This is a genomic window from Streptomyces sp. NPDC005492 (assembly GCF_040605995.1).
Classification (GTDB): domain Bacteria; phylum Actinomycetota; class Actinomycetes; order Streptomycetales; family Streptomycetaceae; genus Streptomyces.
Genome location: NZ_JBEXDX010000001.1, coordinates 32,413 through 57,292, shown reverse-complemented (window position 1 = coordinate 57,292; position 24,880 = coordinate 32,413). Strand labels below are relative to the sequence as shown.

The following is a 24,880-nucleotide window of genomic DNA, read 5'->3' as shown; positions in this document are numbered from 1 at the left end:
ACTCCCGCAGATGCGATGCACCCCGATTCATGGTCTGCTGACCAGATGAGTGTCACCCGAACAGGTGAACCCGGAACGACGGCCGCAGACGGGCCCGACCCCCGGCGCTGGTGGGGCCTGGTGATCATCGCTCTCGCCCAGTTGATGGTGGTCCTGGACGCGACGATCGTGAACATCGCGCTCCCGTCCGCACAGCGTGACCTGGGCATGTCCGACGGCAACCGCCAGTGGGTGATCACCGCGTACACACTCGCGTTCGGCGGCCTGCTCCTGCTGGGCGGTCGGATCGCGGACCTCGTGGGCCGCAAACGGACGTTCATCATCGGTCTGATCGGCTTCGCCGGCGCCTCCGCGCTGGGCGGCGCGGCCACCACCTCCGGCATGCTCTTCGGCGCCCGCGCCCTTCAGGGCGTCTTCGCCGCCGTACTGGCCCCCTCCGCACTCTCGCTCCTCACCACCACTTTCACCGACCCGAAGGAACGCGGAAAGGCCTTCGGGATCTACGGCGCGCTGGCGGGCAGCGGTTCGGCGATCGGCTTCATCGCGGGCGGACTGCTCACCGAGTACCTGAACTGGCGCTGGTGCCTGTACGTCAACATCCCCATCGCGGTCATCGCGGTCTTCGGCGCCTTCGCCCTCCTGCACGACCGCCCGGGCCACACCGGCGCCCGCCTCGACGTACCCGGTGCACTCCTGGGCTGCGGCGGACTGGTGGCGATCGTCTACGGCTTCAGCGAGGCGCAACCACGAGGCTGGACGGACCCCTTCGTACTCGGCCTCTTCGCGGCCGGCGCCGTCCTGCTCGTGTCCTTCGTGTGGTGGCAGACGAGGGCACCCAGCCCCCTCCTCCCCCTCCACATCGTCAAGGACCGCAACCGGGCCGGCTGCTTCCTCACCATGGGCCTCGCGGTGATCGGCATGTTCGGCATGTTCCTGTTCATGACCTACTACCTCCAGGTCATCCTCGGCTACTCGCCCGTGAAGACCGGCATGGCCTTCCTCCCCCTCACGGTCGCGATCATCATCGGCTCGACCCAGATCTCGGCCCGCCTGATGCACCACGTACCGCCACGCGCCCTGATGGTGCCGGGCGCGATCCTGGCAGCGTCGGGCATGTCCTTCTTCACCCGCCTGACAGTGAACTCGGACTACACGACCGAACTCCTCCCCGGCCTCCTCCTGATGGGCCTCGGCATGGGCCTGATCTTCATGCCGGTCTTCGCCACCGCCACGGCCGGGGTCGCCCCGCAGGACTCGGGCGTCACCTCGGCGACCGTCAACACCTCGCAGCAGGTGGGCGGTTCGATCGGTACGGCCTTGCTCAACACGATCGCCACCACCAGCAGCGCGGCCTACATCACCGCCCACCTCCACGACCCCGCCCAGAAGGCCCTCATCACCAGCAAGGGCATCGTCCACGGCTACACGGTCGCCATCTGGTGGGCCGTAGCCGTCATGCTCCTGGCAGGCCTGGTAGCGGGCCTGATGGTGACGGCCCGGGCACCGAAGCACGGGGCTACGGCGGAGGCGCCGGTGCCGGAGTCGGTGGCATGAGCGACGCCCCGGTGCCGGGGCGGCCGGGGCGTCGCGGAAACGGTGGGACGGCGAACCGGGTCAGGTGACCGTCCTGGTCGCCTTGCTCACCGCCGATCCGTCGGTGTGGCCGGTGCGGTGCGCGACGACCTTGACGGTGATCTTCTTGCCCTTCTGGGCCGACTTCAGCACCAGCGAGGACTTGGTGGCCCCGCTGATCGCCTTCCCGTTGGCGTACCACTGGTAGCCGTACGACGTGGCCGCCGGGCTCCAGGTACCGGCGGACGTCTTCAGGGTCTTGCCGACCTTCACCGTCCCGCTGACCACGGGCGCCTTGGTCGACTTCGGCGCGGCGCCCTTGGCGACCGTGACCGCCGGCGAGGTCCCCGTCCCGCCGGTCCAGCCGCTCTTGGCGGCGGTGACGGTCACGGTCAGCTTCTTGCCGAGCTGTGCCGCGGCGATCGTGTACGTCGACGCGGTCGCCCCGGCGATGGCCTTGCCGTCGGCCTTCCACTGGTAGGTGTACGAGGACGGGGCCGCCGACCAACTCCCGTTCCCGGCGGTCACCTTGGCGCCGACCCTGGCCGTGCCGGTCACCTTGGGGGCGGCGGTGTTGGTCAGGGCGGGCTGGGTGACGGTGAAGGTGCCGACCTGGTACTGGGCGCGCTCGATGACGCTCACGGTCCAGGTGCCGACGGTCGCGCCGGTCAGGTCGACGGTGGCCTTCAGGGTCCGGTTGTCCGCCGAGACCGAGTCCGTCATGGCCGTCAGCGTCTGGCCGGCGAGGGTGAGCCGGACCGTGGCGTCGGCGCCGAGCGCGGTGCCCGTGACGGTCAGTTCGACCTTGCCGCCCGCGACCCCGGTGGTGGGGCTGATGCCGGTGACGCTCACCTTGTCCGGGCCGCACAGCACCGACCGGCAGATGAACCTGGCGCTGTAGGAGGTGCTGGACGTCTTCTCCGGCAGGCCGAGCACCAGCAGGCTCGGGGCGGCCGCCGAGGACGTACCGCCGGCCGAGCACTGGTAGCCGCCCGGGATGGCGAGCAGACAGCCGTTGTTCCAGGCACTGTTGTAGAGGGCGGGCACCGCCGTGTCGGTCGCGCCCGTGGTGTCCGTGATGGCCGTGTCGAAGCGGTCCAGCCCGGCGGTGGGCAGGACCGCGCACAGGGCGCTGTGCGACTCGTCGAGCGTGCCGGTGAGCGGGCCGAAGCCGTAGGCCACCGAGGGGATCCTGGTGCACTCCGGCGCGGGACCGGCGGCGGTCGCGATGCGCAGGGCGTCCAAGTGGTACTCGGGGGCGGCCTGGAGCGTGGCCGGGGTCTGCACGAGGACCTGGTGCGTGGTGGATCCGGTGACCGCGCAGGAGCGGTTGCGGAAGGAACACTCCATGGTGCCGTCACCGCGCATCACGGCGATGTTCGCGGTGCCCAGCGCGTCCCGTACGTCCACGTGGACGACGTCCGTGGCCGCGTCGGTGGTGATCTGGTGGCAGCGCAGGGTGCCGGGGGCGTCGTAGCCGCCCTCGACGGACGGGCCGCCGACCTTCTGTGCCGGTGTCGGCGTGCAGCCCGCCGAGGCGGCGGTCGCGGTGATGTCGCGCCGGGTCAGGGTGTAGCCGGCGGTCAGGTCGCGGCCGGTGAACAGGACGGTGTGGGCCTTGCCGGGGGTCAGGGAGCAGGCCGTCCAGCCGTTGGTGGTGGGGAGGTGGTCGCAGACCTGCTTGCCGGTGGAGTCCAGCACGGTGAACTTCGCGGGGGTCGTGCCGGAGGTGGCGACCAGTTGGAGGACCTCGGCGTTGGTGTGCGCGTTCGCCGGGATGCTCAGGCACTGTGCGAAGACGCCGTCGCCGGTGGTGAGCGTGGCCTGCGCGCCGTCGGCGGAGAAGCTGCCGGCGGGCAGCACCGGGCAGTCGTTCGCCGCGTCCGTGCGGTAGAAGGCGACCCCGTACGGGCCGGTCGCGCCGTCGGAGGCGTGGACCAGCGCGCGGTAGGGCGCCGTACCGGTCAGGGCGCAGGTGCCCGCGGAGAGGGCGGACGCGCCGCACTGCGCGGTGCCGTCGCGGTCGAGGACCTCGACGTCGGCGTCGACGCCGGACGCGATGAGCGGGGTGAGCGCGGCGACCGAGGCGCCCTGCGGGGCGTCCAGCGTGAGGCAGTCGTACTGCCCGGCCGTGCTGAACTCGCCCTTGTACAGGCCCATGTGGACCGGTGCGCAGCCGGTGGAGGAGGCGCGGTCGAGGACGATCAGGCCGTCCTTGGTGTCGTTGAAGGGGTAGGTGCCGTCGAGGACCGCGGTGTAGGTGCCCGCGCCGGGGACCTTGCACGGGTCGGTGGAGGACTGGCACACGGTCTTCCCCGAAGCGTCGTACACGCGCGCGGGGCCGCTGTCGCCGGTCTCACTCACGTAGTGAACGGTGTACGGGCCCGCCGCGCCGACCGTGAACGTGTAGCAGGGGTTCGTCGTCAGGTCCTGGCTCTCCAGCGGGCCGTAGGGCCGGACGGGAGCGGTGGTGCAGCCCTGCGGATCGTTCAGCCGGCGCACCTTCACCGCGTAGTCGGCGGGGAAGCCGTTCTCGGTGTACGACACCCGGGACACCACCCGGTAGGGGCCCGCGCCATCGGCGGGCAGGACACAGCTGTCCTCGCCGTCCTCCGGGAAGTGCGGGCAGATCCGGGCGCCGGTCGCGTCGGTGATCCAGGCGAGCGAGGTGCCGTAGACCTTCGAGCCGTAGGTGAGGCGGACGCGGTCGCCCGGGGCGGCCGTGAACGGCTGGCAGGACACCTCGACCGGGCTCGCGGAGGTGCGGACGACGTCGGGCTGGTCCCAGTTGGTGCCGACGGGGTCCGTGCAGCCGCCCGTCGAGCCGAGCGGGACCAGGGTGACGGCCGTGTCGGCGTCGTTGAAGCCGTTGTTGACGACCTTCAGGGTGTAGGTGCTGTCGGCGGCCAGGGGGCACATGCCGTACGTCGTGTAGCCGTCGCCCTGGCAGTCGACCTGACTGCCGTCCTCGGCCAGGAGCTGGGTGTACGCCGAGTTGCCGCTGTCGCTCAGCGCGGGCAGGTAGAGGCCCGCCGCGTCGGCGGTGACGGTGTAGCAGGTGCCGGCGCCGGGCGCGAGGGTCGCCTTGCCGACGGCGTCCCCCGGGTCGCCGAAGGACGCGAGCGCGAGCGGCGCGCAGGTCGGGTCGTCGGCCTGGGCGGCGCCCGCCGTGGTCAGTGAGAGAAGTGCGGCGAGCAGGGCAACCAGAACGGCAAGCGCGGTCGGCCGTCTGTGCCGTGCTCTCGGACAGGAATCGACATCGGGCATGAATTCCCCCTGAATCATGGGCTGTTGAGGCGATGTTCGCACACAGGTGTGACACAGCACTCGTGAGTATTCAGGGGGTGGTCGGCGTCCGCCGAAACCTCAGTGGCGTCCCGCGACCCGATCGGCGAACTGCGCCAACCGCGACGACTCCGCACTCCGCCCGGCCAGTTCACGCCGATCCGCCGCGCGATACGTCGCGTACATCCCCTGCACCCCCAGCCAACGCAACGGCTCCGGCTCCCACTTGCGGACCTTGTGGTCGACCCAGGGCAACTCCACCAGATCCGTCCGCCCGGCCTGCCCGGAGTCCAGCCGGACCAGATCCCGCAACGTCCGCGCGGCGAGGTTCGTGGTGGCGACACCCGACCCGACATAGCCACCGGCCCACCCCAGCCCCGTCGCCCGGTCCAGGGTGACCGTCGCACACCAGTCGCGCGGCACCCCGAGCACCCCCGACCAGGCATGGTCGACCCGCAGCCCGGCCAGCGAGGGGAAGAACCGCACCAGGATCTCCCGCAGCGCCTCGATCGTCGCCGCCTGCGTCCGCCCGTCGTTGTCGGTCCTCGACCCGAACCGATACGGCACCCCACGCCCACCCAGCGCGATCCGCCCGTCACCGGTCCGCTGCGCGTACATATAGGCGTGCGCCATGTCGCCGAGGGTCTCCAGCCCCGCCCACCCCACCGACTCCCACTGCTCCTCGGTGAGCGGCTCGGTGGCGATCATCGACGAGTTCATCGGCAGCCAGGTCCGCCGCTGCCCTTTGAGCGACGCGGTGAAGCCTTCCGTACAGCGCAGGACATAAGGAGCACGGACGGTCCCATACGGCGTCACCGCGCACCCAGGCCGAATCTCGGTCACCGACGTCGACTCGTGGATGGTGACCCCCACCGCCTCGGCCGCCGCCGCGAGCCCCTTCACCAGCTTCACCGGATGCAGCCGCGCACCATGCGGCGTCCACGTCGACCCGACCGCGTCCGCGACCCGGATCCGCTCGGCGGTCTCCCGGGCGCCGTACAGCTCGCGGTCCTTCTCGCCGTAGGACAGCTCGTGCTCGTGAAAGGCCCTCAGCCGCGTCAACTGGGCCGGTGTGCAAGCGACTTCGAGCACACCCCCACGATGGATGTCGGCCTGGATGCCCTCGCTCTCCGCAACCCTGATGACCTCGCCGACCGTGTCGTTCATGGCCTTCTGCAGCCGTACGGCGGCTTCATGGCCGTGGAGCCGGGCGTACCGGTCGCGGCCGGCGATGCCGTTGTAGAGCCAGCCGCCGTTGCGGCCCGAGGCGCCGTAGCCGCAGAACTTCTGCTCCAGGACGGTGACTTGGAGGGAGGGGTCCGCCTTCTTCAGGTAGTACGCGGTCCACAGTCCCGTGTATCCACCGCCGACGATCACGACGTCGGCGGTGGCGTCACCGGCGAGGGGCTCCCGTCGCACGGGGAGGCCGTCGTCCGCGTACCAGAAGGAGATTCCGCCGTTCACGACACCGCTTGCCGAACTGCTCATACCGGGACGCTAACCCCTGAGGGCGGCCACTGTCTCCTTCGGATTCCATGCTTTTCCGCAGCCTCTGACCAGCGGATAACACGCCAGGCCGATGAGCACGGAGGTGAAATGCCCGAGATCGGTGAGGGTACGGCCGGTGGCCAGCGGCACACCGTAGACGGCGAGCACGACGAGCAGATACGGGTACCGCCACGGCACCGCGATCCGGTACGTCAGCACCCCGACGACCCCCGCCAGCGCGTAACTCACCCCGATATCAAGGGTGTCGACGGCCGACCGCGGTGCCATGTCGTTCTTGATCGCCCACAGCAGCACCCCCTCGCTGATCAGTGTCGCCAGCACATGCGCGGCCACGCACACCATCAGCCAGCGCGCCGTCCCCAGCCACCGCTCGGCCTGCGCGTGGAACACCGTGTACAGCGCCACGTACGGCAGCCAGCGCCCGCCCTCTATCCACATCGCGCTCGCGAACAGCACCCGCACCGGGTTGTTCGACAACTCGTGGATGTTGGTGGACCGCTGCCGCAGGAACTGCTGCTCGAACTCCGGCGACATGTGGTGCATGGCGACCGTGGTGACGAAGAGGATCCCCAGCCAGATGTAGGTGCCGGGGGCGCTGCGGACGTATGCCCACACCCTGTGGAGGCCCCGGGTAATTCGCATGAGCCGATTCACCCACGCAAGTATGGTCGGATCCGTGATCGACATTCCGCCCGAACTGGTCACCTCGCAGAAACGGTTCCACGGAGCGGCCGGACGCGCCTTCGTCACCGCGCTCCCCGCCCGCGCGGCCGACTTCCTGGGCCGCTGGTCGCTACGGCTCGACGGCCCCTCCATGTACGGCATGTGCGCACTGGTCCTGCCCGTACTGCGCGCCGACGGCGGCCGGGCCGCGCTGAAACTCCAGTACCTCGACGAGGAGACGGCGGGCGAACCGGTCGCGCTGCGCGCGTGGGCCGGCGACGGCGCCGTAGGACTTCTGGAGTACGACGACAAGACCGGCACCCTGCTGCTGGAACGCCTCGACGCCTCCCGCGCCCTCACCCACGAACCGGACACCCGCGCCGCCACCGTCGTCATCGCCCGTCTCCTCGCGCGCCTGACGACGGTTTCCGCACCACCGGACCTGCACCGCCGACTGGGCCCCCTCTCCGCGACCATGCTGGCCCGCCTCCCCGCGGCCCTCCCCCATCTCGCGTCCCCCGCCGACCGGCACCTGATCGAGGACTGCGCGGCGGCCGTCCGCGAGGTCGCCCCCGACCCCGGCGACCGCCTCCTGCACTGGGACCTGCACTACGACAACGTCCTCGCCGCCACCCGCGAACCCTGGCTCGCCATCGACCCCAAACCCCTGGCGGGCGACCCCGGCTTCGAACTCTTCCCGGCCCTGGCCAACCGCTTCGACCCCGACGAAATCCATTGGCGCTTCGACGCGATGACGGAGGTGATGGGCCTCGACCGGGAGCGGGCCCGGGCGTGGACGCTGGCGCGGGTACTGCAGAACGCCCTGTGGTCGATCGAGTCCGGCCATCCACCGGCACCGGACCACTTGGAGATCGGACGACGGCTTCGGGGCTGACGGGAACTGGCTGTGCCTACGCCGATGTCCAGGCCCCGCGTCGGCACGGTCGGACCTCGTAGCGGCACGGAGGTGGCCGGAACACGCCGCCGGTTGACGCTCCGCCGAACCCTGGAGATCGCACCGCGACCGCGGCCCGGGCTGCCTATGCCCACGGCGGGTACACCGGTGTCGGACTCCGCACGGGAATGCGCCGCAGGTGGTGATCGGCGGGCCAGATCAAGCGGGTCTGCACCAACGGAGATCGACCCGGGCGCCCACGCCTCCAAGTCCCCGGATCGGCGTGGCCGGACCTCGCGGCAGCGGAGTTGCATCGGACCGCGCCTAAGCCCATGACTCAAGCCATCTACTACGCCCATCCCACGCAGGCATCAAAGTCCCCACAACGGCCTCGCCGGACCTCACAGCACTCGGAGCCGCTCCGAAGCACCGCGACCGCACCCCTACCCGACCCGCCTACGCCCACGCCGGCGTCCAAGTCCCCGCCCCCACCTGGCCGGGCCTCCCAGCGGACCGGAGATGCTCCTCCAGCGCGGCGAGAGCAGGATGGCGATTGTCGCGGTGCCGGACCAGGGAATGCGGGTACACCGGCGTCGGATTCCGTACCGGGATCCGCCTCAGGTCATGGTCCGCCGACCAGACCAGGCGGGTCTGTTCGCCCACGAGGGTCGCCAGCGAGTGGGAGCCGGCGATGGTGTCCAGCAGGGGCTCGACGCCGAAGTCGGGGCCCGTGCTCTCGACGGTGAGGCCGAACGCGGCGGCGAGGGCGTCGTAGTAGGCGGCCCACTCGGTGCCGGGGACGAGGCCGGGCATCCAGATGCGGTGGCCGGCGAGGTCGGCCGGGGTGAGGGTGCGGGCGGTGGCGAGTGCGTGGGCCGGGCCGGTGAGGAGCTGGACGGGCTCGTCGAAGGCGCGGGTGACCTCGATGTCGTCGGGGAGCCGTCGGCCGGCCATGGTGACGGCGCGGAAGGACGCGTCGACCGTGCCGGACCGGATGGCGTCCACGGCCGCCTCGGCGTCGAAGAGGGTCACGACGTCCAGCTCGATCTCGGGCCGCGCACGGTGGAAGTCGCGCAGCAGCGCGGCCGGGGCGAGCCCGCGTCCGATCACGTCGACGCGCAGCGCGCGATGCCCGGGCCGGACGGAGGCGAACGCCCGCGCCTCGGCCCGCAGCAGCTCGCGGGCGTGGGGCAGGAACGCCCGCCCGTCGACGGTCGGCTCCGCCCCGCGCGGGGTCCGCACGAACAGCCGCACTCCTACGGCCCGCTCCAGCGCGGCGATGCGCTTGGAGACGGCCTGCTGGGTGATCGACAACTCCGTGGCGGCGTCCTGGAACCGGCCCGCGTCCGCGATGGCCACGAAGGTGCGCACAGCGTCGAGATCCACGCCGGTGACGATACTGGCGGCCACTGACAATGGGCGGGGAGCAGCTCGTACAACCAGAGGTTGTGGCCTCGCGGCGGGTCGGTTGTTTGACCGGTCGGGGTGCTCCTCGGTTGGATCCCCGAGGTCCCTGAGGTCGGCGGGGGGGGTGGTGCGAGCAAGGGAGTACGGGTGGGCAGGCGGGCGCTCGGGCGGCGGTTCGGATGGCTGTGGGCGGCGTTCGCCGTCAGCTCGTACGGCACGGGCCTCGGGTTCGGCGCGTTCTCCGTGCTCGCGATCCTGGTGCTGCACTCCGGGCCGACCCGGGTCGCGGTGCTGGCCGCCGCCGGGCGGGCCGTGGGAGCCCTGGTCGCGGTGCCGCTCGGCCCGTGGGTGGAGTTCCGCCGCAAACGGCCGGTGATGATCGCGATGGACCTGACCCGGTTCGCGGCACTGCTGAGCGTCCCCGCCGCGTACGCGCTCGGCCGGCTCACCTTCGCGCAGCTCCTCCTCGTCTCGATCACGGTCGCCGCCGCGAACATCGCCTTCAACGCGGCCAGTGGCTCGTATCTGAAGTCGCTCGTACCGCAGGAGGACCTGCTCGTCGCCAGCGCCCGCTTCGAGTCCACGACGTGGACGTCGACCATGCTCGGACCGCCGCTCGGCGGGGCCGCGATCGGGCTGTTCGGCCCGGTGACGACCGTGGTCGCGGACGCGGTCAGCTATCTGCTCTCGGCCCTCGGCATCCGCGCCATCGGCGGGACGGAGTCGCGCCCCGAGCGCAGCGGTGGGCCGCGGCTGCGAGCGGGCGACCTGCTCGACGGATGGCGCTACATCCTCGCCCACCCCACCCTGCGTCCGCTGCTCTTCAACGCGATGACGGTCAACGGTCTGATCATGGCCTCCGAGCCCCTGCTCGCCGTACTCATGCTGGGCCGTCTCGGATTCGCGCCCTGGCAGTTCGCGCTCGCGCTCGCGGCCTCCTCCGGCGCCGGCGGCTTTCTCGGCTCACGCCTCGCGCGCCCGCTCGCGGCCCGGTTCGGCGAGCACAAGGTGCTGCTCACCGCCGGGGCGCTGCGCGCGTGCTGGCCGGTCGGGCTGGCGTTCGTCCGGCCCGGAGTCCCCGGAATGCTTCTCGTCACCGGCGTCCAACTCGGCCTGGTGACCTGCATCGGCGTCTTCAATCCCCTGCTGGCCACCACCCGGCTCACCCGGACCGCCCCCGACCGCGTGGCCCGCACCCTCACCGCCTGGTCGATCAGCACCAGCACGGCGATCGCGGCGATGACGGCGGCGTGGGGGCTGCTGGCGGCGGCCACCACCCCGCGCACGGCGATCGCCCTGGCCGGTGCCCTTCTCCTGGCCAGCCCCCTCCTGCTCCCCCGCCACGACCGCACCCCGCCCACCGAGCCCGGCAAGGATCCGCGCCCGTCTACGCTCTCGGCATGATCCGCACCGCGATCCCCACCGACATCCCCGTCATCCACGCCCTGATCCGCGAACTCGCTGCCTACGAGAAGGAACCCCAGGAGGCGAGGGCCACCCCGGAGCAGCTCCACGAGGCCCTCTTCGGCGAACACCCGGCCGCCTACGCCCACTTGGCACTCGACGACACCACCGGCGAACCGGTCGGCTTCGCCCTGTGGTTCCTCAACTTCTCGACCTGGCGCGGTGTCCACGGCATCTACCTGGAGGACCTGTACGTCCGCCCCACCGCCCGCGGCACCGGCCAGGGCAAGGCCCTCCTCACCGAACTGGCCCGCATCTGCGTCACCCGCGGCTACGAACGCCTGGAGTGGTCCGTCCTCGACTGGAACCGCCCCTCGATCGACTTCTACGAGGCACTGGGCGCCCGCCCCCAGGACGAGTGGACGGTATACCGCCTGACGGACGAGGCACTGCGCAAGCTGGGCGACACCGGCGGGCCGGCCTGAGGGTCAACTCGGCGATCACCGGCGGAAATTGGCGCGCACGATCATGTCCGGACTGGGCAGGGTCCCCGCATGAGCTTCACGAATATGCCAACTTTTTTACCGGGCCTCGAACTCTCCCGCCGTTTCTACACGGAAGCCGTCCGCCCGCTCCTCGAAGAGACCGCCCCCGACCTTCCGCACTCCGCCGCCCGTATCGGCAGCGGCTCGGAGGTCCTCGGCTACGACACCCCGCGCTCGACCGACCACGAATGGGGCCCGCGTCTCCAGCTCTTCCTGCGCCCCCGGGACGTCCCCCGGCACGCGGGCCGCATCAGACACCACCTGGCCGAACACCTCCCGAAGACGTTCCACGGCTATCCGACCCACTTCGCCCCCACCGGCGACGGAGACATCCGCGTCATGCGCGGCACCGACGGCCCGGTCCACCACCGCGTCGAAGTCACCCACACCGGGGCCTGGTTCACCGACACCCTCGGCTTCGACCCGACCCACGAGGTGACCTCCGCCGACTGGCTGCGCACCCCCACCCAGCTCCTCGCGGAGGTCACCGCGGGCGCGGTCTTCCACGACGGCCTGCACCAACTCGGGCCGCTGCGCCACACCTTGCGCTGGTACCCCCGCGACATCTGGCTCCATGTGCTGGCCCGTCAGTGGCAGCACATCTCCGAACGGGAGGCGTTCGTCGGACGCTGCGGGGAGGTCGGCGACGAGCTGGGCTCCGCCGTGATCGCGGCCCACCAGATCCGCCACCTGATGCGCCTGTGCCTCCTCATGGACCGCCGCTACCCGCCGTACGACAAATGGCTGGGCAGCGCCTTCGCCCGCACCACCGCGGGCCACCGCCTCACCCCGGTCCTCACGGCCGCCCTCGCTGCCACGGACTGGCACACCCGCGAGAAACACCTCGCCTACGCCTACGAGGCCGTGGCCGGCATCCACAACCAGCTGAACCTGACCGACCGGGTCGATCCGACCACCCGCCCGTACCACTCCAGACCCTTCAGAGTCCTCGACGCCGGACGCTTCACCAACGCCCTCACGGCCCGCATCACCGACCCGGCCCTCCGGGATCTGGACCTCGCCGGGCCCGATCGGGACGCGCTTCCCTGAGACCCCCGGGCGTCAGCCCAGGAACGGCACGGGAGACGCGTCGGGCGGCAGGTTGAACGGTGTGACCACCTGGATCGCCGAGGGGAGGGTCGGGCCGTCGTCCGGCAGAGCCTTGTGGGCCCGCATGACGGCCTGACAGGCACGGCGTACGTCCTGGCGCAGATCGTGGTGGAGGACGGCGGAGAGGCGGCGTTCGCGCAGCAGCCGCGTGTTGTCGTGGTCGAGGTCGTGGGCGATGAAGACGGCACACGGCCTGCCGAGGTCGTCGAACGCGTCCAGCGTGGCGAGGTTGCCCCCGCCCATGGAGTAGACCGCGACGATGTCCTCGTCCTCCTTGAGCGCCTTGAGTACGAGGGCGCGCTGGGTGGCGTCCAGGCCGTCGCTGTCGGTGACCTCGACCAGGGAGCGCTTGGCGTCGGCGAGCCGCATGGCGCTGCGGAAACCCATCTCGCGCTCCTCCTCGCCCCGGAAGGAGCCGCGGCTGATGGTGGCGAGCACATTGCCCGGCCGGTCGCCGAGCCACTGCTGGAGGAGGTAGGCGGCGGTGGCGCCCGCGGCGCGGTTGTCGATGCCGATGTACGCCAGGCGGGGACTGTGCGGCAGGTCGGTCACCAGAGTGACCACGGGGATGCCGGCCCCGACCAGTCGCCCGACGGCGGCGGAGATCTCGGGCAGGTCGGGGGCCTTCAGGATCACGCCCTGCGAGCCGCGCCTGGCGATCTTTTCGAGGGTGCCGATCAGTTCCGCCGACGGGCAGGTCTCGCGGAAGTGGAAGCGTGAGCGCACGACGGCGGGATGCAGGGAGGGCAGCTCGGCCTCGAGCGCCTCGCGGACGGCGGTGGAGAACCGCTCGTGGCGCTGAAGAAGGGCACCGTGGTGTGGCCCGGCCTGGAGGAGAGCAGCGTCGACAACCACGTCTGCACCTGGCGGGCCGCCTACACCATCGAGGGAATCAGGGAGTGGCTCTTCGAACAGACGAAATGACCCGGTCACGGCGGTGGGGCGGCCCGGGCGGAGGCCGCCCCACCGCCATGACCGCTCAGGTGCCCCAGTCGGCGGGCGCGATGGAGGTCGGCAGGAAAGCCACGCGGGTCAGGAAGTCCTTATGCAGCAGCCGCCATACGTGCCACTCGTGTCCGCCGTCGATGAACGCGGTCTGTACGTGGACACCGGCGGCGGTGGGAAAAGACCACCGACAGCCAAACCCGGACCTACACACTGCGATGCGTAGAAACCCCAGGTCAGAGATCTGGCCCGGGGTTTGCCATGGAGCCCCCTGTCGGATTCGAACCGATGACCTACGCATTACAAGTCCGGGCAGGATCTTGCTGGTTGGTTCCGGGCGCTGCTTCGGTGTCCGGAACCACCTGGTCAGGACACATGTCGCCCAGTGCTCGGTCCACACCATGACGGTCTCTGCCGCGCCATCCGCTCACGCATCGCTCACGCACGGACAGGACTCCGAACAGGGCATTCGCGCGCCTACCGCTGCTTGGCCAGGAAGCGCTGCACGACGGTCCGGGCGTTAGAGGGGTTCATACGCATGCGGGCGAACTCGATGCCGAGCGGGCCCGCGGAGCGATCTTCAGGACACGAAAGTCTCTTTTTGACGATTCGGTGGGTGCCCGAGGGACCACCTCCGCCCGCCGGGTGCACCGGGGACCGTCACCTGCCTGTCAGTCGCCTCCGGGCCGCTCTTGCGTGGGAAGGCCCGCCGGGCCGGCTCGGCGCATGGCTTGGTAGAGGGCGTCATCTTGGGGTGGGTCAGGCAGGGGGCCGCGGGCAGGGGCCTGGAAGGACTGGATCAGCAGGGCGACGAAGCGACGTTAGGTATCGAGCGCGAACTCGTCTTCAGTCTCTACGAACTGAGGCCAGCCGGTATCCAAGGGGGCGCGGCCAGCGTTCACCCGGCGGCCGTGTCCGGGCCAGGGGCTCGCGGCGGGCGCTGGCTCTGTGGCAACCCGTCGACGACCAGGTCGTAGGAGTGCTCGACCGCATCGTTGATCAGTTGCTTCGTGATGCTCCGCCCGGGCCCCAACGAGATCCAGTGCCTCTTGTCGAGGTAGCGGCCCGGGGTGATCGAGGCGTAGCCGCGTTCCAGTGCCCGCGCGTGCTCGGGCTCGCACTTGACCGTGATGATCTGTTCGTCCGGGTCGTCGGTGACGATCAGGAACACCTTGTCCGCGACCTTGTACACGTCGAGTCCGGGGGTGAAGGGGCGGCCGTGGCTGACGTCGGGGAGGGCGAGGGCCGCCTTGCGGGCGGTGTCCTGGAGGCGGTCACCGGCCGCGCTCACCGGCCCGCCCGAGTGCTGGTGCCGTAGGTGTGCGGGTCGACGGGCTGCTCGGCCTTGGGCAGATGGGAGACGACGAGCAGGTAGGAATCGGTGATGAGTTCCCTGACGAGCTCGTTGTCGACGCCTGTCCCGCCCTCCAGCGTGATCCAGTGCCTCTTGTTCATGTGGTAGCCGGGGGTGATGTGGCTGTTGTGTTCACGGAGAGCTTGGGCCTCGTCGGGGTCCGCCTTGAGGATCACGACGGGGCGCCCGGGGACGTCCGTCATCAGCATGAACACCTTGCCGCGCACCTTGAAGACCTCCCAGTCCGGGCCGAAGGGATGCTCCAGCTGGGCTGCGGGCCGGTCCTGCGCGCACTCGGCGGCGAACGTCTGCAGGGTCGATCCGTTCATGAGTGTTTCCTTCCCCGGGGCTAGCGGATTGGCCCGGGGCGTCCTGGTCAGGCCGCCGGGCGGCGAGGGATGGGACGCAGGCCTGTCACCGGTGCTGTGCGGTGCGCAGTTCGTCGGTGAATTGGGCGAGGGCGTCCTCGGCCGTGGGGACGGGGCCGAACAGCTGCTCCTGGCGGCGGGAGTCGGCGACGTAGCGTCCGGTGTCGAACCAGCCGAACATCGCGGCCATGTCCTTGACCACCGGATTGAAGCGGCCGACGACGGCTCCTGCGGCGCGGACGATGACGGAGGGGACGGCCCACACCTTGATCTTCTTTCCGGCTCGGTGGCCCATCGCGTCGGCCACCTCGCGCATGCTGACCGGACGGTCCCAGCCGATGTCGATCCGCTCACCGGCCTCGGCCTGGGCGTCGACCGCGGCTGCCAGGTAGGCCGCGAGGTCGGAGGTGCGGACGAAGGTCAGCGGAACGGTGGCCTTGGACATCCAGATCAGGCGGCCCTTGTCGAGCGGGTTGCCCGCCATGGTCGCGACCTGGTCGAGGAAGGCCCCCGGGCGCAGGGCGACGAACGGGACGCGGAGCTGTTCGAGTTTGTCCTCGGCGAGCTTCTTGTGCCAGAAGTGCGGGACATCCGGGGTCTGGTCGCTGGTGAGGATGCTGGTCAGGACGAACCGCCGGATGCCGGTGCGGTGGGCGGCCTCGGCGAGGTTGGCGTTGCCGAGGGTGTCGATGTCGTGGGCGTTCTTGCCGCCGCGGGTGTAGCCGGCGGCAGTGGTGATGACGGCGTCGGCGCCGTTCATGGCGGCCACGAGCGAGTCGATGTCGAGCATGTCGCCGCGGGCGATCTGGACGCCCCGGCTTTTGAGCCTGCTGGCGTCGCTGGCCGGCCTCACCAGGGCGCGGACGGTCTTGCCGCGTTTGAGCAGTTCGTCGACGACTTTGCTGCCCAGGGAGCCGGTTGCCCCGACGATGAGGACAGGGAGGGCGGTTGAGTCGGTGGCAGGCATGGGAGTCTCACTTTCCATCAGGCTGGTGGGCCGTGGCTGCAGGCATAGGCGCCCGCGTGCCGGGCGAGGCTGGGGGAGGCGGGCCGTGGTGGCGCATCCGTAGCGCGCCTCGCCGCCACGTGCCGCGTCCGCAACAGCCGGTACGGGGTGGGTGACATGGCCTGGCTGGAGGTGGTCGCGCCGCATGCGGGACGGTGTGCCCCCAGTCCGCGTGCCCCTTTTTCTTGTGTGGTGTGGCGTAGCCGGGTATGGGGTCCACACCGGGGAGTCAGGTGGACTCTTCCTCGGGCAGCGCGCGGTTGCTGATCGCCTCGGTGATGGCGTAGGCGGTCTCGACGAAGGACTCCGCCTGCTGCTCCGACAGATTCCGGGCGGTGGTCTCCTCCAGGGCCTGCCACAGGGCCGTGATGGGCTCGCGCATTGCCCGGCCTTTGTCGGTGAGGTGGACCACCATGACGCGCCGGTCATGTGCGGCCGGCTCGCGGATGAGCAGGCCGGCGTCCTGCATGCGGCGTAGCGCCTTGGAGAGGGTGGAGTGGTCCACGCCGAGGCATTCGATCAGCTCGGACTGGGACTGGCCGTCCCGGTCAAAGAGGTGCATCAGCACAAGTTCCTGTCCGAGATGCAGGTCCATCTCGCGCAGCAGGGCGGCGGCGTAGGCGCGGTGGGACCGGGCAAGTTGGAAGATCGCGTAGCTCATCGGTCCTGCGTCGGCCGTCGTGGGGATGCGGGGTTCGGGGGTGGGCATGTTTCGCTTCCTCAGCCGGTGTGGGTGGGGTAGTCGATGTAGCCGGCCACTCCGCCGCCTGGGGAGGCGGTGGGCGGGCGTGCTCAGTCGACGGTCAGGACGAGCTTGCCCGCACGCGCCCGGCGTCGCCGGCCGGCCCGTGGCCGCTCGGTCGAGCGGGTAGTGCTGACGGTGGTGACGAGCTTGCCGGCTCTGGGAGCTTGCGACTGGGGCCGCTCACTGTGCGGGGAGTCGGACGATCGCCTGGCGGCACAGCCTGCGCCGGCTGCGGATCCGCTGGGAACGACGCGACGACATCCACGAAGCCTTCCGCGGCTTCGCCGCCTGCCTCATCACCCACCGGCACGTCCAACGCCCAGCTCTGTGAGATGTCCTTGTCAGGTCTTCTTGAGCCAGCGTTGCAGCGCCTCGGGCACGTTCGTCGGATGCGAGCTGAAGCTCAACCGGATGTCGGGCTGGAGGTCGATGAGCACGTTGACGATCCGTTCGAACAGGACGGTGTACTCCGGGACATTCTTGATGCCGCCGCCGATGAGCACCACCCCGAATGAGCGCCCGTCGAACAGTCGGCGCAGCTCGGCCTCGGCCTCGTCGGGGTCCAGGCTGACATAGCCCTCCTCGCCGTCGATGCCTGTGGCCCGGAGCGCAGCCCAGTTTCGCTTCCTCATGGCGACCAGCTCTTCGAGCGTCGTAACCCCCGGCGGGAAATCGTCCGGCGAAAGCGCATCGGGGGTGATGCCGAGGGTCAGCACGCGTTGATTGATCGGGGGCTTCACTTGAGAGTTCTCGTGGGACATGGGGTCTCCTCAGTTCGGTGGGGGAGATTCCAGAGAAAATGTGGCTAGCCACATGAATAACGTAGCAGCAATCATGTGGCTAGCCAAGTATTCGCGGACGCAAGGGTGGACTGACGGCCATCCCTCGGTCGCCGAGATGCGCGGCGGCAGCCTGCTCCGGCTGGTAGTCGTTGAACGCCTGCTCGTAGAACGCGATGACGAGCGCCTTGTTGTCCGCAGCGGACGCGAGTCCTCCTGCTGCCTGGGTGCCGGGTCGCGCGTCAGAGGGTCATGGCGTCGCGGACGAGAGCCGTGTCGACGAACTGCTCGAAGCGGACGATGTGTCCTGCGCGTACGACGAAGTGGTGGGCGACGCGGACGGCGATCGGCTTCCCGGACGCCTTGTTGGCCGCGGTGTAGCGGGCAAGGACGACGACATTCTCACCGTCGACGACGTAGGTGTCGTCGTGGGCGGTCCAGCCGTCCCAGTCCTGGCCGAGCTTCTCCATGACGTTGGAGGTGACGCCGTCGGGGGTGCGGTAGGTGCCGGCGAGGGGGAAGCCGGCCATCTCCGTCCACTCGACGTCGGGGGCGAGGGTGGCCCGAAGCGCCTCCAGGTCACCTGCCGCGGAGGCGAGGTACTGGCGGCGTACGACGTCGGCGGGGGCGGTGGAGGTGGCGAACTCGGCCATGGTCAGCCCCACTTCATCTCGCCCTTGGCGACCTTCGCGCCGATCTGGGCGGCGATCAGCATGCCGTTGTCGGGGTAGCGCTTGACCAGCGCCTCAGTCAGGGCCGCACCGTCGGCCGCCGTAGCGAGCTCCTCCTCGAAGGCGAGGAGGTACTCGCGGGTGGTGGTGATCGCGGACGCGTCCGCCGCCGTACCAGGCAGACGATGACCAGGGACGACCAACTCCGGCCGGAGGGCGGCCATCTCGTCCAGCAGGTCGATCCACGCGGCGCGGCCGCCCGGGGTGGGGGTGTCGGCGACCCAGACGTGCTCCTGCCGGAAGAGCAGGACGCCGCCGAGGAGGGCGCGGTGCTCGGCCTGCCACAGGTAGTGGCGGTCGGGCAGCGCGGCCGGGCCGCCCTTGAGCTCGAAGCGGTGGCCCTCCAGGGTCAGGGCGTCGCCGGTCAGCGGGGTGAGGTCGACCAGCCGGGTGGGCAGGTTCGGGCCGAGCGCGGCCCACGCCTTGAGCTTGCCCTCGTAGGAGTGCTGGATGTGCTCGATGACGAGCGGGGTGGCGACGAAGGTCGCCTCGGGGAAGGCGTCGGCGAGGACTTCGGCGCCGAAGTAGAAGTCGGGGTCGGCGTGGCTGACGAAGACGGTCGTCAGCTTCTTGCCGGAGTCGAGGATCTCGGCGGCGAGGCGGTGGCCGTCGGCGCGGGTGAAGCCGGCGTCGACCAGCAGGGCGTCGTTCTCGCCGGTGACGAGGGTGCCGGTCTTGTTCTTGCTGCCGGCCGGAAAGTCGAGGTCGAGGACCTTGAAGGAGAGAGTGCTCATGCGGGGGCTCCTTTGCGCAGGGATGGGGTGGGGGCAGGGGAAGATCAGTGGGCGGCGAAGCGTGCGTCGACCTCGTCGGCGGTGGCTTGGCCGTAGGCCAGCGGGGTGACGGAGTCGCCGTCGACGGCCAGCAGAGTGGGGAAACTGGTAACGCCGAGCTGCACCGCGCGGCGGAAGTCGGCGTGGGCCGCGGTCTGTGCGTCGGGTGCTTCGAAGGCGGCGACGACGGCATCCGCGTCGAGCCCGGCGGCCTGGGCGACCTTCCGGTAGGTGGCCGCCTCGGACAGGCTGAGTCCGTCGACGTAGAAGGCGGCCTGCAGGGCCGCGGCCAGCTCCGCCGCGCGGTCGGGGGCGATCTGGCGCAGGGCGGCGACTCCGCGGGCGGCGGCATCGGAGTCCATCACGAACGAGCCGTCGGCGATCAGATGCTCGTAGGCTGCGCCGAACTCGGCGCCGGTCAGCTCGGCGATCTTGGCGTTCGCGCCCTGGACGTAGCCGAACTCGCGGATGGGCACCTGCCGCGATCCGGTGAACAGGCCGCCGGAGACGACTTCGACCGGTAGTTCGGGGTGACGGGCGGCGACCTCGCTCAGTGTTCCGGAGAACCCGTGCGACCAGCCGCAGTAGGCGTCGAAGACGTAGACGAGCTTCATCGAAGACCTCGGCAGGGATGTGCGCCCGCGGGTTGCGAGCGATTCACCTGACAGAACAGTAACTGACGCGTCAGATATTTCAAGGTTCGTGTGAGGTGGGGCACATGGGTGTGGCTTACCACGTCAGTACACCAACGCGGCCGCTGGTCCGCAGGTCAGGGCAGTCGGGGCAGCAGGTCCCGAGCGGTGTGGCTGAGGATGCGGAGATCCTCCGCGAACCGCTTCCGGTCCGCTGCGGGCAGCGGGTCCACGAGGTACCGCTTGATGTTCTCCAGGTGGACCCGGGACGCGCGTACGACCGTCTCCTCGCCCAGCGGCGTCAGCCGCACCAGCTTTCCGCGCCGGTCGTCGGGAGAGTCCGCGCGCGTCACGAAACCCGCCGCCTGCATGCGATCCACCAGCCGGGTGGCACCGCCCGTGGTCAGCACCTGCTCCTGGGCGATGGCGCGCATCGAAAGCCCCGGCTCGCCCGCACGCCCGAGGATCAGCAGCACCTCGAAGACCAGATGACTGATGCCGCACTCCACCTCCAGCGCCCGGCCGAGGATGTACTCCAGCCGGTTCGCCGCCCCCTGCAGCCGCCCGAACGCCAGGATGAGCTCGTGGTCGGCGGCCTCCTTGGCCGTCCTGATCTCAGCTTCCTCACCCACGGCAGCGCCGCCCCTCTCGTCGTCCCGGTGCCACCGTACCGATCACGTAGGGACAGGCAGGCCAGCCGAGTCCGCTGGGCCGGTCTCACGACCGCGGCCCCCCATTCCCGCGGCGCCATCCGCTCCTGGGCGAAGCTTCGGTGTTTCTATTGCCAGCCGTCGAGGGAGACTTCCGGACCTCCGGCGAGGTAGCGGTGCAGGGCGCTGGCGGTGGTGTCCACGAACTCCTCGGGGATGGCGTCCGCGTCGACCCAGCAGACCTGGGCGTGCTTGCGTGGCTCGCGGTTCTCCGGTTCGCCGGTCCATTCGTTGGCGGCGAAGACGACGGTGAGGAAGCCGTTGGGGGCTTCGACGCCCCAGGCGCCGTGGATGATGTGGGCGACCTTCAGGGACTCCGTCTTCACGGTCAGACCGGTCTCCTCGTACAGCTCGCGTACGGCGGTCTCGGTGACGGGCTCGCCGGGTTCGCTCTTGCCGACGGGGAGGTCCCACATCCCTTGGGCGAACTTGGCGTTCTGGCTCCGCTGGAGGAGGACGACACGGTTGGTGGCCTTGTCGTGGACGATGACGGCGGCGACGAGCAGGGTCATGGATTCGAGGGCGGGCGGTAGGCCTTGGGGCTGGTCGTCGGTTGTCCGCTGAGCCACGGCTGGTGTCCCTTCGTCGGCCGGTCGGTGCGCAGCTTGGGCCAGTGCTTCGCATGCGCGGCGGGCGAGTTCGGCTGCTCCGGGCACTTTGCGGCGCCGACAGATGGAGCGGGTGGAGCGGAACGAGGTGACGGCCTTGCGGGTGCGGTCGGAGGTCATGCCCTCCATGAAGGTCAGCGCCTGCGACGAGGCGGCGACAGCCTCGCCGGACGGACCGACGAGACGGCCACCGAGCAGGATGGCCACACCACGGCCACACACGAAGGTGCGAAGATCATCGAGTTCCGCCCTCGCAGCGCCCGGACACAGAAAAACCCCAGTTCAGACGCTGTCCAAACTGGGGTTTCGTTGAGCCCCCTGTCGGATTCGAACCGACGACCTACGCATTACAAGTCCTGGTGGGATCTTGCTGGGTGGTTCCGGACGGTTCTTCAGTGTCCGGAACCACCAGGTCAGGACAGGTTCGGCGTGATCTTCGGTCCGATCCCTCATGACCGCTGCCACATCGTCCGCTCACGCATCGCTCACGCAGACAATGGCCGGCTCAACGTCCTGTCAACGTCTCCGCCGTCTGCTCGTCCCAGCCTGCGGCAGATACGTCCGCGTCTGCCAGGCACCGCTCGACGGATAGTCCTGGACCGGCGACGGTCGGCGAGTAACCAGGGAGGACAACCACCGGGTCACGTCGTACCGCACATCGGAAAGCGACCTACGGTAGCGGGGTCTCGGAGGTTGCCGGGCGAAGGTGCCGGTCTCATCCGGATCGCGCCGACGCCGCAGCCAGTTTCTGACCGGCTGGCTGCCGAAACCGACTACCAGCAACCACACTCCCGTTTGGCATACGCCGTAGATCCACCCCTCTGCAATGGGTGCGTGGTGCGCCCCATCGTGCTGCCTGCCTGACGCTGGCACCGCACGGAGGATGTGATCGCTGCCAACCACGCACAGCGCAGTAGCGACCGCTACGAGCAGTACCCCGAGGTGAATCCGGAGTGCCACCATCGCACGGACCACGTGAGTGGCGATCGTGCCGGGTCTCTTCTGCATGAGCACTGCCGTCTCGGCCTGTGTGTAGTCCATAGCCTTGGTCGCCCAAACTGCCGTGCGCTGCTGTGAAGGAAGGTCGTACAACGCCTTGTACACAGTCATGCGATTGGCAATCAACTCGCTGAAGTCCGCAAAGTGGATCTCCTCGGCCGCCTGTGATTGCTCCATCCATGCTGCGGCAGACTCCACTTGCGACCGATTCCACCGGCTGGCAGCCCGCACGTCGTTGCGGATCACTGCAAACAGATAGGCACGAGGCTCACGGATGTTCTGAGGTGCGCGAAGCGCCTTGGCGAACGCCGACTGCACAACGTCCTCGGCGTCCAAGACGGACTCGGGCACTCCTTCCAGAGCAAGTAGTCGACGCGCAAGCCCGGTCATCTCTGCCCGATGGTCTCGGTACACAGCGTCCAATGTCGCTGCGGATCCCACTGACGGCTCAACCACGGCTCCTCCCCCGCTTCTTGCCCGGCTCTTCGCTCTTGCCGCCACGCCGAGCCCGGATCAAGGCAGCCCTGGCCTGAGCCCGATTGCGGTAAGCCACACTGTCCACCCAGTCCTTCACACACGGGATGACAACGACGGCAATCGACAACAACGTGCCAGCAACCTCCACCGGACAACCTCCTTCGATCAGCGGCCCTTCCCCGTGCCCTGCACTTCCAGGACGTGGGCCGTACATCTCTGAAGAGGCGCGGCAGGCTCATCCTCATGACATGCCTGGGCGATTTGTTGCCTGCCGTCTTCAGCGCGTACGGACCGAAGGCACTGCAGGTTCGGCCTCGCAGGCCGCGTCAGCCAACTTGCCGCCCCCATCCGACTGGCCTCACATCAACTGCCGCAGACCACGCAGCAGGTCACGGCACTCAGACGGGGCGGGGCTGTCCCGCTGAAGCTCTTTCATCGCCATCTCGTATTGGGCCACGTCCTCCGGCTTATCCACGTAGAGGGCGCTGGTGAGCTGCTCCACGTAGACCACGTCCGACAAGCCAGGATCAGGAAAGTTCAAAATGGTGAAGGCACCGCATGCCCCGGAGTGTCCGCCGAAGCTGAACGGCATGATCTGCAGCCGCACGTTCTCCCGCTCGGACATGTCGATCAGGTGCTGAAGTTGTCCGCGCATCACCTCGCGGCTGCCGTACGGGCGGCGTAGGGCGGCTTCGTCCAAGACGATGTGGAGCTGGGCGATGCTCTCAGAAAATAGACGCTCCTGTCGCTCAAGGCGCAGTGCAACGTGCCTTTCGACATCGACCGCACGCTGGTGGCCTGTCCCACCCCCGATCACCGCGCGAGCGTACGCCTCCGTCTGCAGCAGGCCGTGCACGTACTGCTCCTCGTAGGAGCGGATCAGCGAGGCTGCTCCCTCCAACGCAACGTATGTCGGGAACCAACTGGGCAGGGTGTCTGAGTAGTAGCTGTGCCACCAGCCAGAGCTGGCCATCGCGCGCACGGCGCGAGCCCGGACGGCCGACGTGCGGGCACGGAGTTGGCGGGCCCCACGACTTCCCAGAGACGTTCCTTCCAGCAGCGCGTCGAAGTCGTCGTTCTGGTCAGCCATCGAAGCTTCTCTCTTCACGCTGCTTTGCCTTCGTCCGCCATCGGTACACCAGCCCCTCGATCGCACGAATCGACTTGGCGTCCACCATCTGTTGGATCTCCTCTTGGGTGTAGCCGTCGATCGTCAGGGCGACCGCAGCCTGAGTCCGCGGGTCGCCGATGTCCCGGAGGTCCTGGAGCACCCGCAGGTTGCCCAGCACTTCCTCGGCAACGCTCCGCACCATGAGCCTGTCCTCGGTGGTGATCTCCTCGGTGGCCTGGCCTCGGTGCCACCGCTTCTGCTGCACGCGGTGGCGCCGGTATTCATTAGGGAACTCGTAGGCGCACGCCCCCATGAAGTAGGTGGCGATGCTGGCGCCACCGTCGGTCCGCCAACCAGCCGCGACCAGGGCGCGCTGCCGGAAGACGGGGAGGGCCCGGGCGACGGTCATCATCGCCAGTTCTTCCCGCAGATCACTGTCACGGACTAGTTCTTCAAGCTCCAGCTCGTGTGGCTTGAGGTCGAAGCCGCGAGAGGCGACGAGCTTGAACGCATATCCGGAGTACAGCCAGCCCCGCAGCACCGAGATCCCGTACCGGGCGAGTGCCTCTTCGAAGCGCGCGTAGTGAGCCCCGGCGAAGCCACTCTCGGACAGCAGGCGAACCATCTGCTGGTCGGCCATCCTCCGATCCAGGTTCTCCTGCAGCTTCCTGGCCCGCCGTGCATCGACAGAGCCCATCTCACGCTGAGCTTCGAGAGGCACGGGGGCGCCGAGAAGCCTGCCCTGCTCGCCTACAGCAGGTTGTAAGTGCTGGGCGCACGCGGCTACGGACCCTTGGTCCGCAACCTCGTCGTCGCCCCTCATTCCCTCCCCTTTCGGTTGCCGTCGCCCCCGAACAATGTGGAGGCGAGTCCTTGTAAGTCTCCAGCTGAAGGGCACCCCACGGCATTTTTCAAGATCTTTTCGGACAGGCTCCGGAACGAAACTCGACCGTGGGGTGCCGGGCCTACCGCGACGTATGAGCAGACATCATCAGCACCAACAACCGCTGGAGCACACGTGAGTTCGCCCGTCCCACCGCCGCCGGAGCCGCCCTTCATCAGCGTGCATACCGCTATCGTTCTGCTGGCCGCCGTTCTGATCGGGCTGATCGTGGGCGGGCTGACCTTTCTCTCTGACTTCTCTTCCCCTGGGGCAGTCCTGGCAGGACTGGGGGCCACGGGCGTCAGCGTGCCAGCACTGCGTTCCCTCATCCGTTAAAGATCGGTTACCTCGGTTCCAGCCAACGTCGAC

General features: G+C 69.4%; 23 protein-coding genes and 2 pseudogenes. 7 read left to right on the top strand and 18 right to left on the bottom strand.

Features of this window, described 5'->3' with window-relative positions; all coding sequences use genetic code 11:
• The first annotated feature begins 45 nt into the window (after nt 1-45).
• Complete coding sequence (locus ABZT04_RS00285) at nt 46-1,554, top strand: MFS transporter (RefSeq protein WP_356051134.1); 1,509 nt, start codon at nt 46-48, stop codon at nt 1,552-1,554.
• Nucleotides 1,555-1,614: 60 nt separating this feature from the next.
• Here ABZT04_RS00285 and ABZT04_RS00280 read toward each other — a convergent pair whose 3' ends face one another.
• From ABZT04_RS00280 to ABZT04_RS00270, 3 genes are all read right to left on the bottom strand, one after another.
• Nucleotides 1,615-4,839 (bottom strand): Tat pathway signal protein, encoded by a 3,225-nt coding sequence (locus ABZT04_RS00280; protein ID WP_356051132.1) that lies wholly within the window; start codon nt 4,837-4,839, stop codon nt 1,615-1,617.
• A 99-nt stretch (nt 4,840-4,938) separates the two neighbouring features.
• Entirely contained in the window at nt 4,939-6,345 is a 1,407-nt protein-coding gene (locus tag ABZT04_RS00275) for an FAD-binding oxidoreductase (RefSeq protein WP_356051130.1), read from the bottom strand.
• 9 nt (nt 6,346-6,354) lie between these two features.
• Nucleotides 6,355-7,008 carry a rhomboid-like protein gene (locus ABZT04_RS00270; protein ID WP_356051128.1) on the bottom strand — a complete coding sequence of 218 codons (654 nt, stop codon included), beginning with the start codon at nt 7,006-7,008 and terminating at the stop codon, nt 6,355-6,357.
• A 34-nt stretch (nt 7,009-7,042) separates the two neighbouring features.
• On the opposite strand from ABZT04_RS00270, the gene ABZT04_RS00265 reads away from it, so the two are divergent.
• Complete coding sequence (locus tag ABZT04_RS00265) at nt 7,043-7,924, top strand: aminoglycoside phosphotransferase family protein (protein WP_356051125.1); 882 nt, start codon at nt 7,043-7,045, stop codon at nt 7,922-7,924.
• Nucleotides 7,925-8,380: 456 nt separating this feature from the next.
• Here the strand turns inward: ABZT04_RS00265 and ABZT04_RS00260 are convergent, their stop codons facing one another.
• Nucleotides 8,381-9,310 carry a LysR family transcriptional regulator gene (locus ABZT04_RS00260; protein WP_356051123.1) on the bottom strand — a complete coding sequence of 310 codons (930 nt, stop codon included), beginning with the start codon at nt 9,308-9,310 and terminating at the stop codon, nt 8,381-8,383.
• A 168-nt stretch (nt 9,311-9,478) separates the two neighbouring features.
• On the opposite strand from ABZT04_RS00260, the gene ABZT04_RS00255 reads away from it, so the two are divergent.
• The 3 genes from ABZT04_RS00255 to ABZT04_RS00245 all read left to right on the top strand — a co-directional run bounded on the left by ABZT04_RS00255 (nt 9,479) and on the right by ABZT04_RS00245 (nt 12,330).
• Nucleotides 9,479-10,735, top strand: coding sequence for an MFS transporter (locus tag ABZT04_RS00255; protein ID WP_356051121.1), 1,257 nt, complete (start codon nt 9,479-9,481; stop codon nt 10,733-10,735).
• The gene (locus tag ABZT04_RS00250; protein WP_356051119.1) at nt 10,732-11,220 is read left to right on the top strand and encodes a GNAT family N-acetyltransferase; all 489 of its coding nucleotides are present in this window, start codon (nt 10,732-10,734) and stop codon (nt 11,218-11,220) included. The genes ABZT04_RS00255 and ABZT04_RS00250 overlap by 4 nt, the downstream gene beginning before the upstream one ends.
• Nucleotides 11,221-11,304: 84 nt before the next feature.
• The gene (locus tag ABZT04_RS00245; RefSeq protein WP_356052101.1) at nt 11,305-12,330 is read left to right on the top strand and encodes a DUF4037 domain-containing protein; all 1,026 of its coding nucleotides are present in this window, start codon (nt 11,305-11,307) and stop codon (nt 12,328-12,330) included.
• Nucleotides 12,331-12,342: 12 nt separating this feature from the next.
• On the opposite strand, the pseudogene ABZT04_RS00240 reads toward ABZT04_RS00245, so the two are convergent.
• Nucleotides 12,343-13,197: pseudogene (locus ABZT04_RS00240) on the bottom strand (substrate-binding domain-containing protein); the annotation flags it as partial.
• Between ABZT04_RS00240 and ABZT04_RS00235 the strand changes: the two are divergent.
• Nucleotides 13,126-13,314 carry a hypothetical protein gene (locus tag ABZT04_RS00235; RefSeq protein WP_356052144.1) on the top strand — a complete coding sequence of 63 codons (189 nt, stop codon included), beginning with the start codon at nt 13,126-13,128 and terminating at the stop codon, nt 13,312-13,314. The pseudogene ABZT04_RS00240 and the gene ABZT04_RS00235 overlap by 72 nt on opposite strands.
• Nucleotides 13,315-14,233: 919 nt before the next feature.
• On the opposite strand, the gene ABZT04_RS00230 is transcribed toward ABZT04_RS00235, so the two are convergent.
• From ABZT04_RS00230 to ABZT04_RS00215, 4 genes are all read right to left on the bottom strand, one after another.
• A complete protein-coding gene (locus ABZT04_RS00230; protein ID WP_356051116.1) occupies nt 14,234-14,626 on the bottom strand; it encodes an MmcQ/YjbR family DNA-binding protein in 393 nt (130 codons plus the stop codon).
• Complete coding sequence (locus ABZT04_RS00225; protein ID WP_356051114.1) at nt 14,623-15,018, bottom strand: MmcQ/YjbR family DNA-binding protein; 396 nt, start codon at nt 15,016-15,018, stop codon at nt 14,623-14,625. Before ABZT04_RS00225 ends, ABZT04_RS00230 begins: the two co-directional genes overlap by 4 nt.
• A gap of 85 nt (nt 15,019-15,103) precedes the next feature.
• Nucleotides 15,104-16,024: an SDR family oxidoreductase gene (locus tag ABZT04_RS00220; RefSeq protein ID WP_356051112.1), complete on the bottom strand. Its 921-nt coding sequence runs from the start codon at nt 16,022-16,024 to the stop codon at nt 15,104-15,106.
• A 268-nt stretch (nt 16,025-16,292) separates the two neighbouring features.
• On the bottom strand, nt 16,293-16,772 hold the full coding sequence (locus ABZT04_RS00215) for a MarR family winged helix-turn-helix transcriptional regulator (protein ID WP_356051109.1): 480 nt from the start codon (nt 16,770-16,772) through the stop codon (nt 16,293-16,295).
• Nucleotides 16,773-17,004: 232 nt separating this feature from the next.
• On the opposite strand from ABZT04_RS00215, the pseudogene ABZT04_RS00210 reads away from it, so the two are divergent.
• Nucleotides 17,005-17,139 (top strand): annotated as a pseudogene (locus tag ABZT04_RS00210) (IS5/IS1182 family transposase); the annotation flags it as partial.
• 10 nt (nt 17,140-17,149) lie between these two features.
• On the opposite strand, the gene ABZT04_RS00205 reads toward ABZT04_RS00210, so the two are convergent.
• From ABZT04_RS00205 to ABZT04_RS00165, 9 genes are all read right to left on the bottom strand, one after another.
• The gene (locus ABZT04_RS00205; protein ID WP_356051107.1) at nt 17,150-17,569 is read right to left on the bottom strand and encodes a hypothetical protein; all 420 of its coding nucleotides are present in this window, start codon (nt 17,567-17,569) and stop codon (nt 17,150-17,152) included.
• A 260-nt stretch (nt 17,570-17,829) separates the two neighbouring features.
• Nucleotides 17,830-18,240: a nuclear transport factor 2 family protein gene (locus ABZT04_RS00200; RefSeq protein WP_356051105.1), complete on the bottom strand. Its 411-nt coding sequence runs from the start codon at nt 18,238-18,240 to the stop codon at nt 17,830-17,832.
• Between the two features lie 2 nt (nt 18,241-18,242).
• The gene (locus ABZT04_RS00195) at nt 18,243-19,052 is read right to left on the bottom strand and encodes an MBL fold metallo-hydrolase (RefSeq protein WP_356051103.1); all 810 of its coding nucleotides are present in this window, start codon (nt 19,050-19,052) and stop codon (nt 18,243-18,245) included.
• 44 nt (nt 19,053-19,096) lie between these two features.
• A complete protein-coding gene (locus ABZT04_RS00190; protein ID WP_356051101.1) occupies nt 19,097-19,705 on the bottom strand; it encodes a DsbA family protein in 609 nt (202 codons plus the stop codon).
• 155 nt (nt 19,706-19,860) lie between these two features.
• A complete protein-coding gene (locus tag ABZT04_RS00185; RefSeq protein ID WP_328825881.1) occupies nt 19,861-20,355 on the bottom strand; it encodes a MarR family transcriptional regulator in 495 nt (164 codons plus the stop codon).
• A 146-nt stretch (nt 20,356-20,501) separates the two neighbouring features.
• Nucleotides 20,502-21,002, bottom strand: coding sequence for an NUDIX domain-containing protein (locus ABZT04_RS00180; RefSeq protein WP_356052099.1), 501 nt, complete (start codon nt 21,000-21,002; stop codon nt 20,502-20,504).
• A 555-nt stretch (nt 21,003-21,557) separates the two neighbouring features.
• Nucleotides 21,558-22,454, bottom strand: a complete 897-nt coding sequence (locus tag ABZT04_RS00175; RefSeq protein ID WP_356051098.1) for an RNA polymerase sigma factor — start codon at nt 22,452-22,454, stop codon at nt 21,558-21,560.
• 421 nt (nt 22,455-22,875) lie between these two features.
• Nucleotides 22,876-23,607: a DUF5753 domain-containing protein gene (locus ABZT04_RS00170; protein ID WP_356051096.1), complete on the bottom strand. Its 732-nt coding sequence runs from the start codon at nt 23,605-23,607 to the stop codon at nt 22,876-22,878.
• The gene (locus ABZT04_RS00165; protein ID WP_356051094.1) at nt 23,600-24,268 is read right to left on the bottom strand and encodes a hypothetical protein; all 669 of its coding nucleotides are present in this window, start codon (nt 24,266-24,268) and stop codon (nt 23,600-23,602) included. Before ABZT04_RS00165 ends, ABZT04_RS00170 begins: the two co-directional genes overlap by 8 nt.
• Nucleotides 24,269-24,880: the final 612 nt, after the last annotated feature.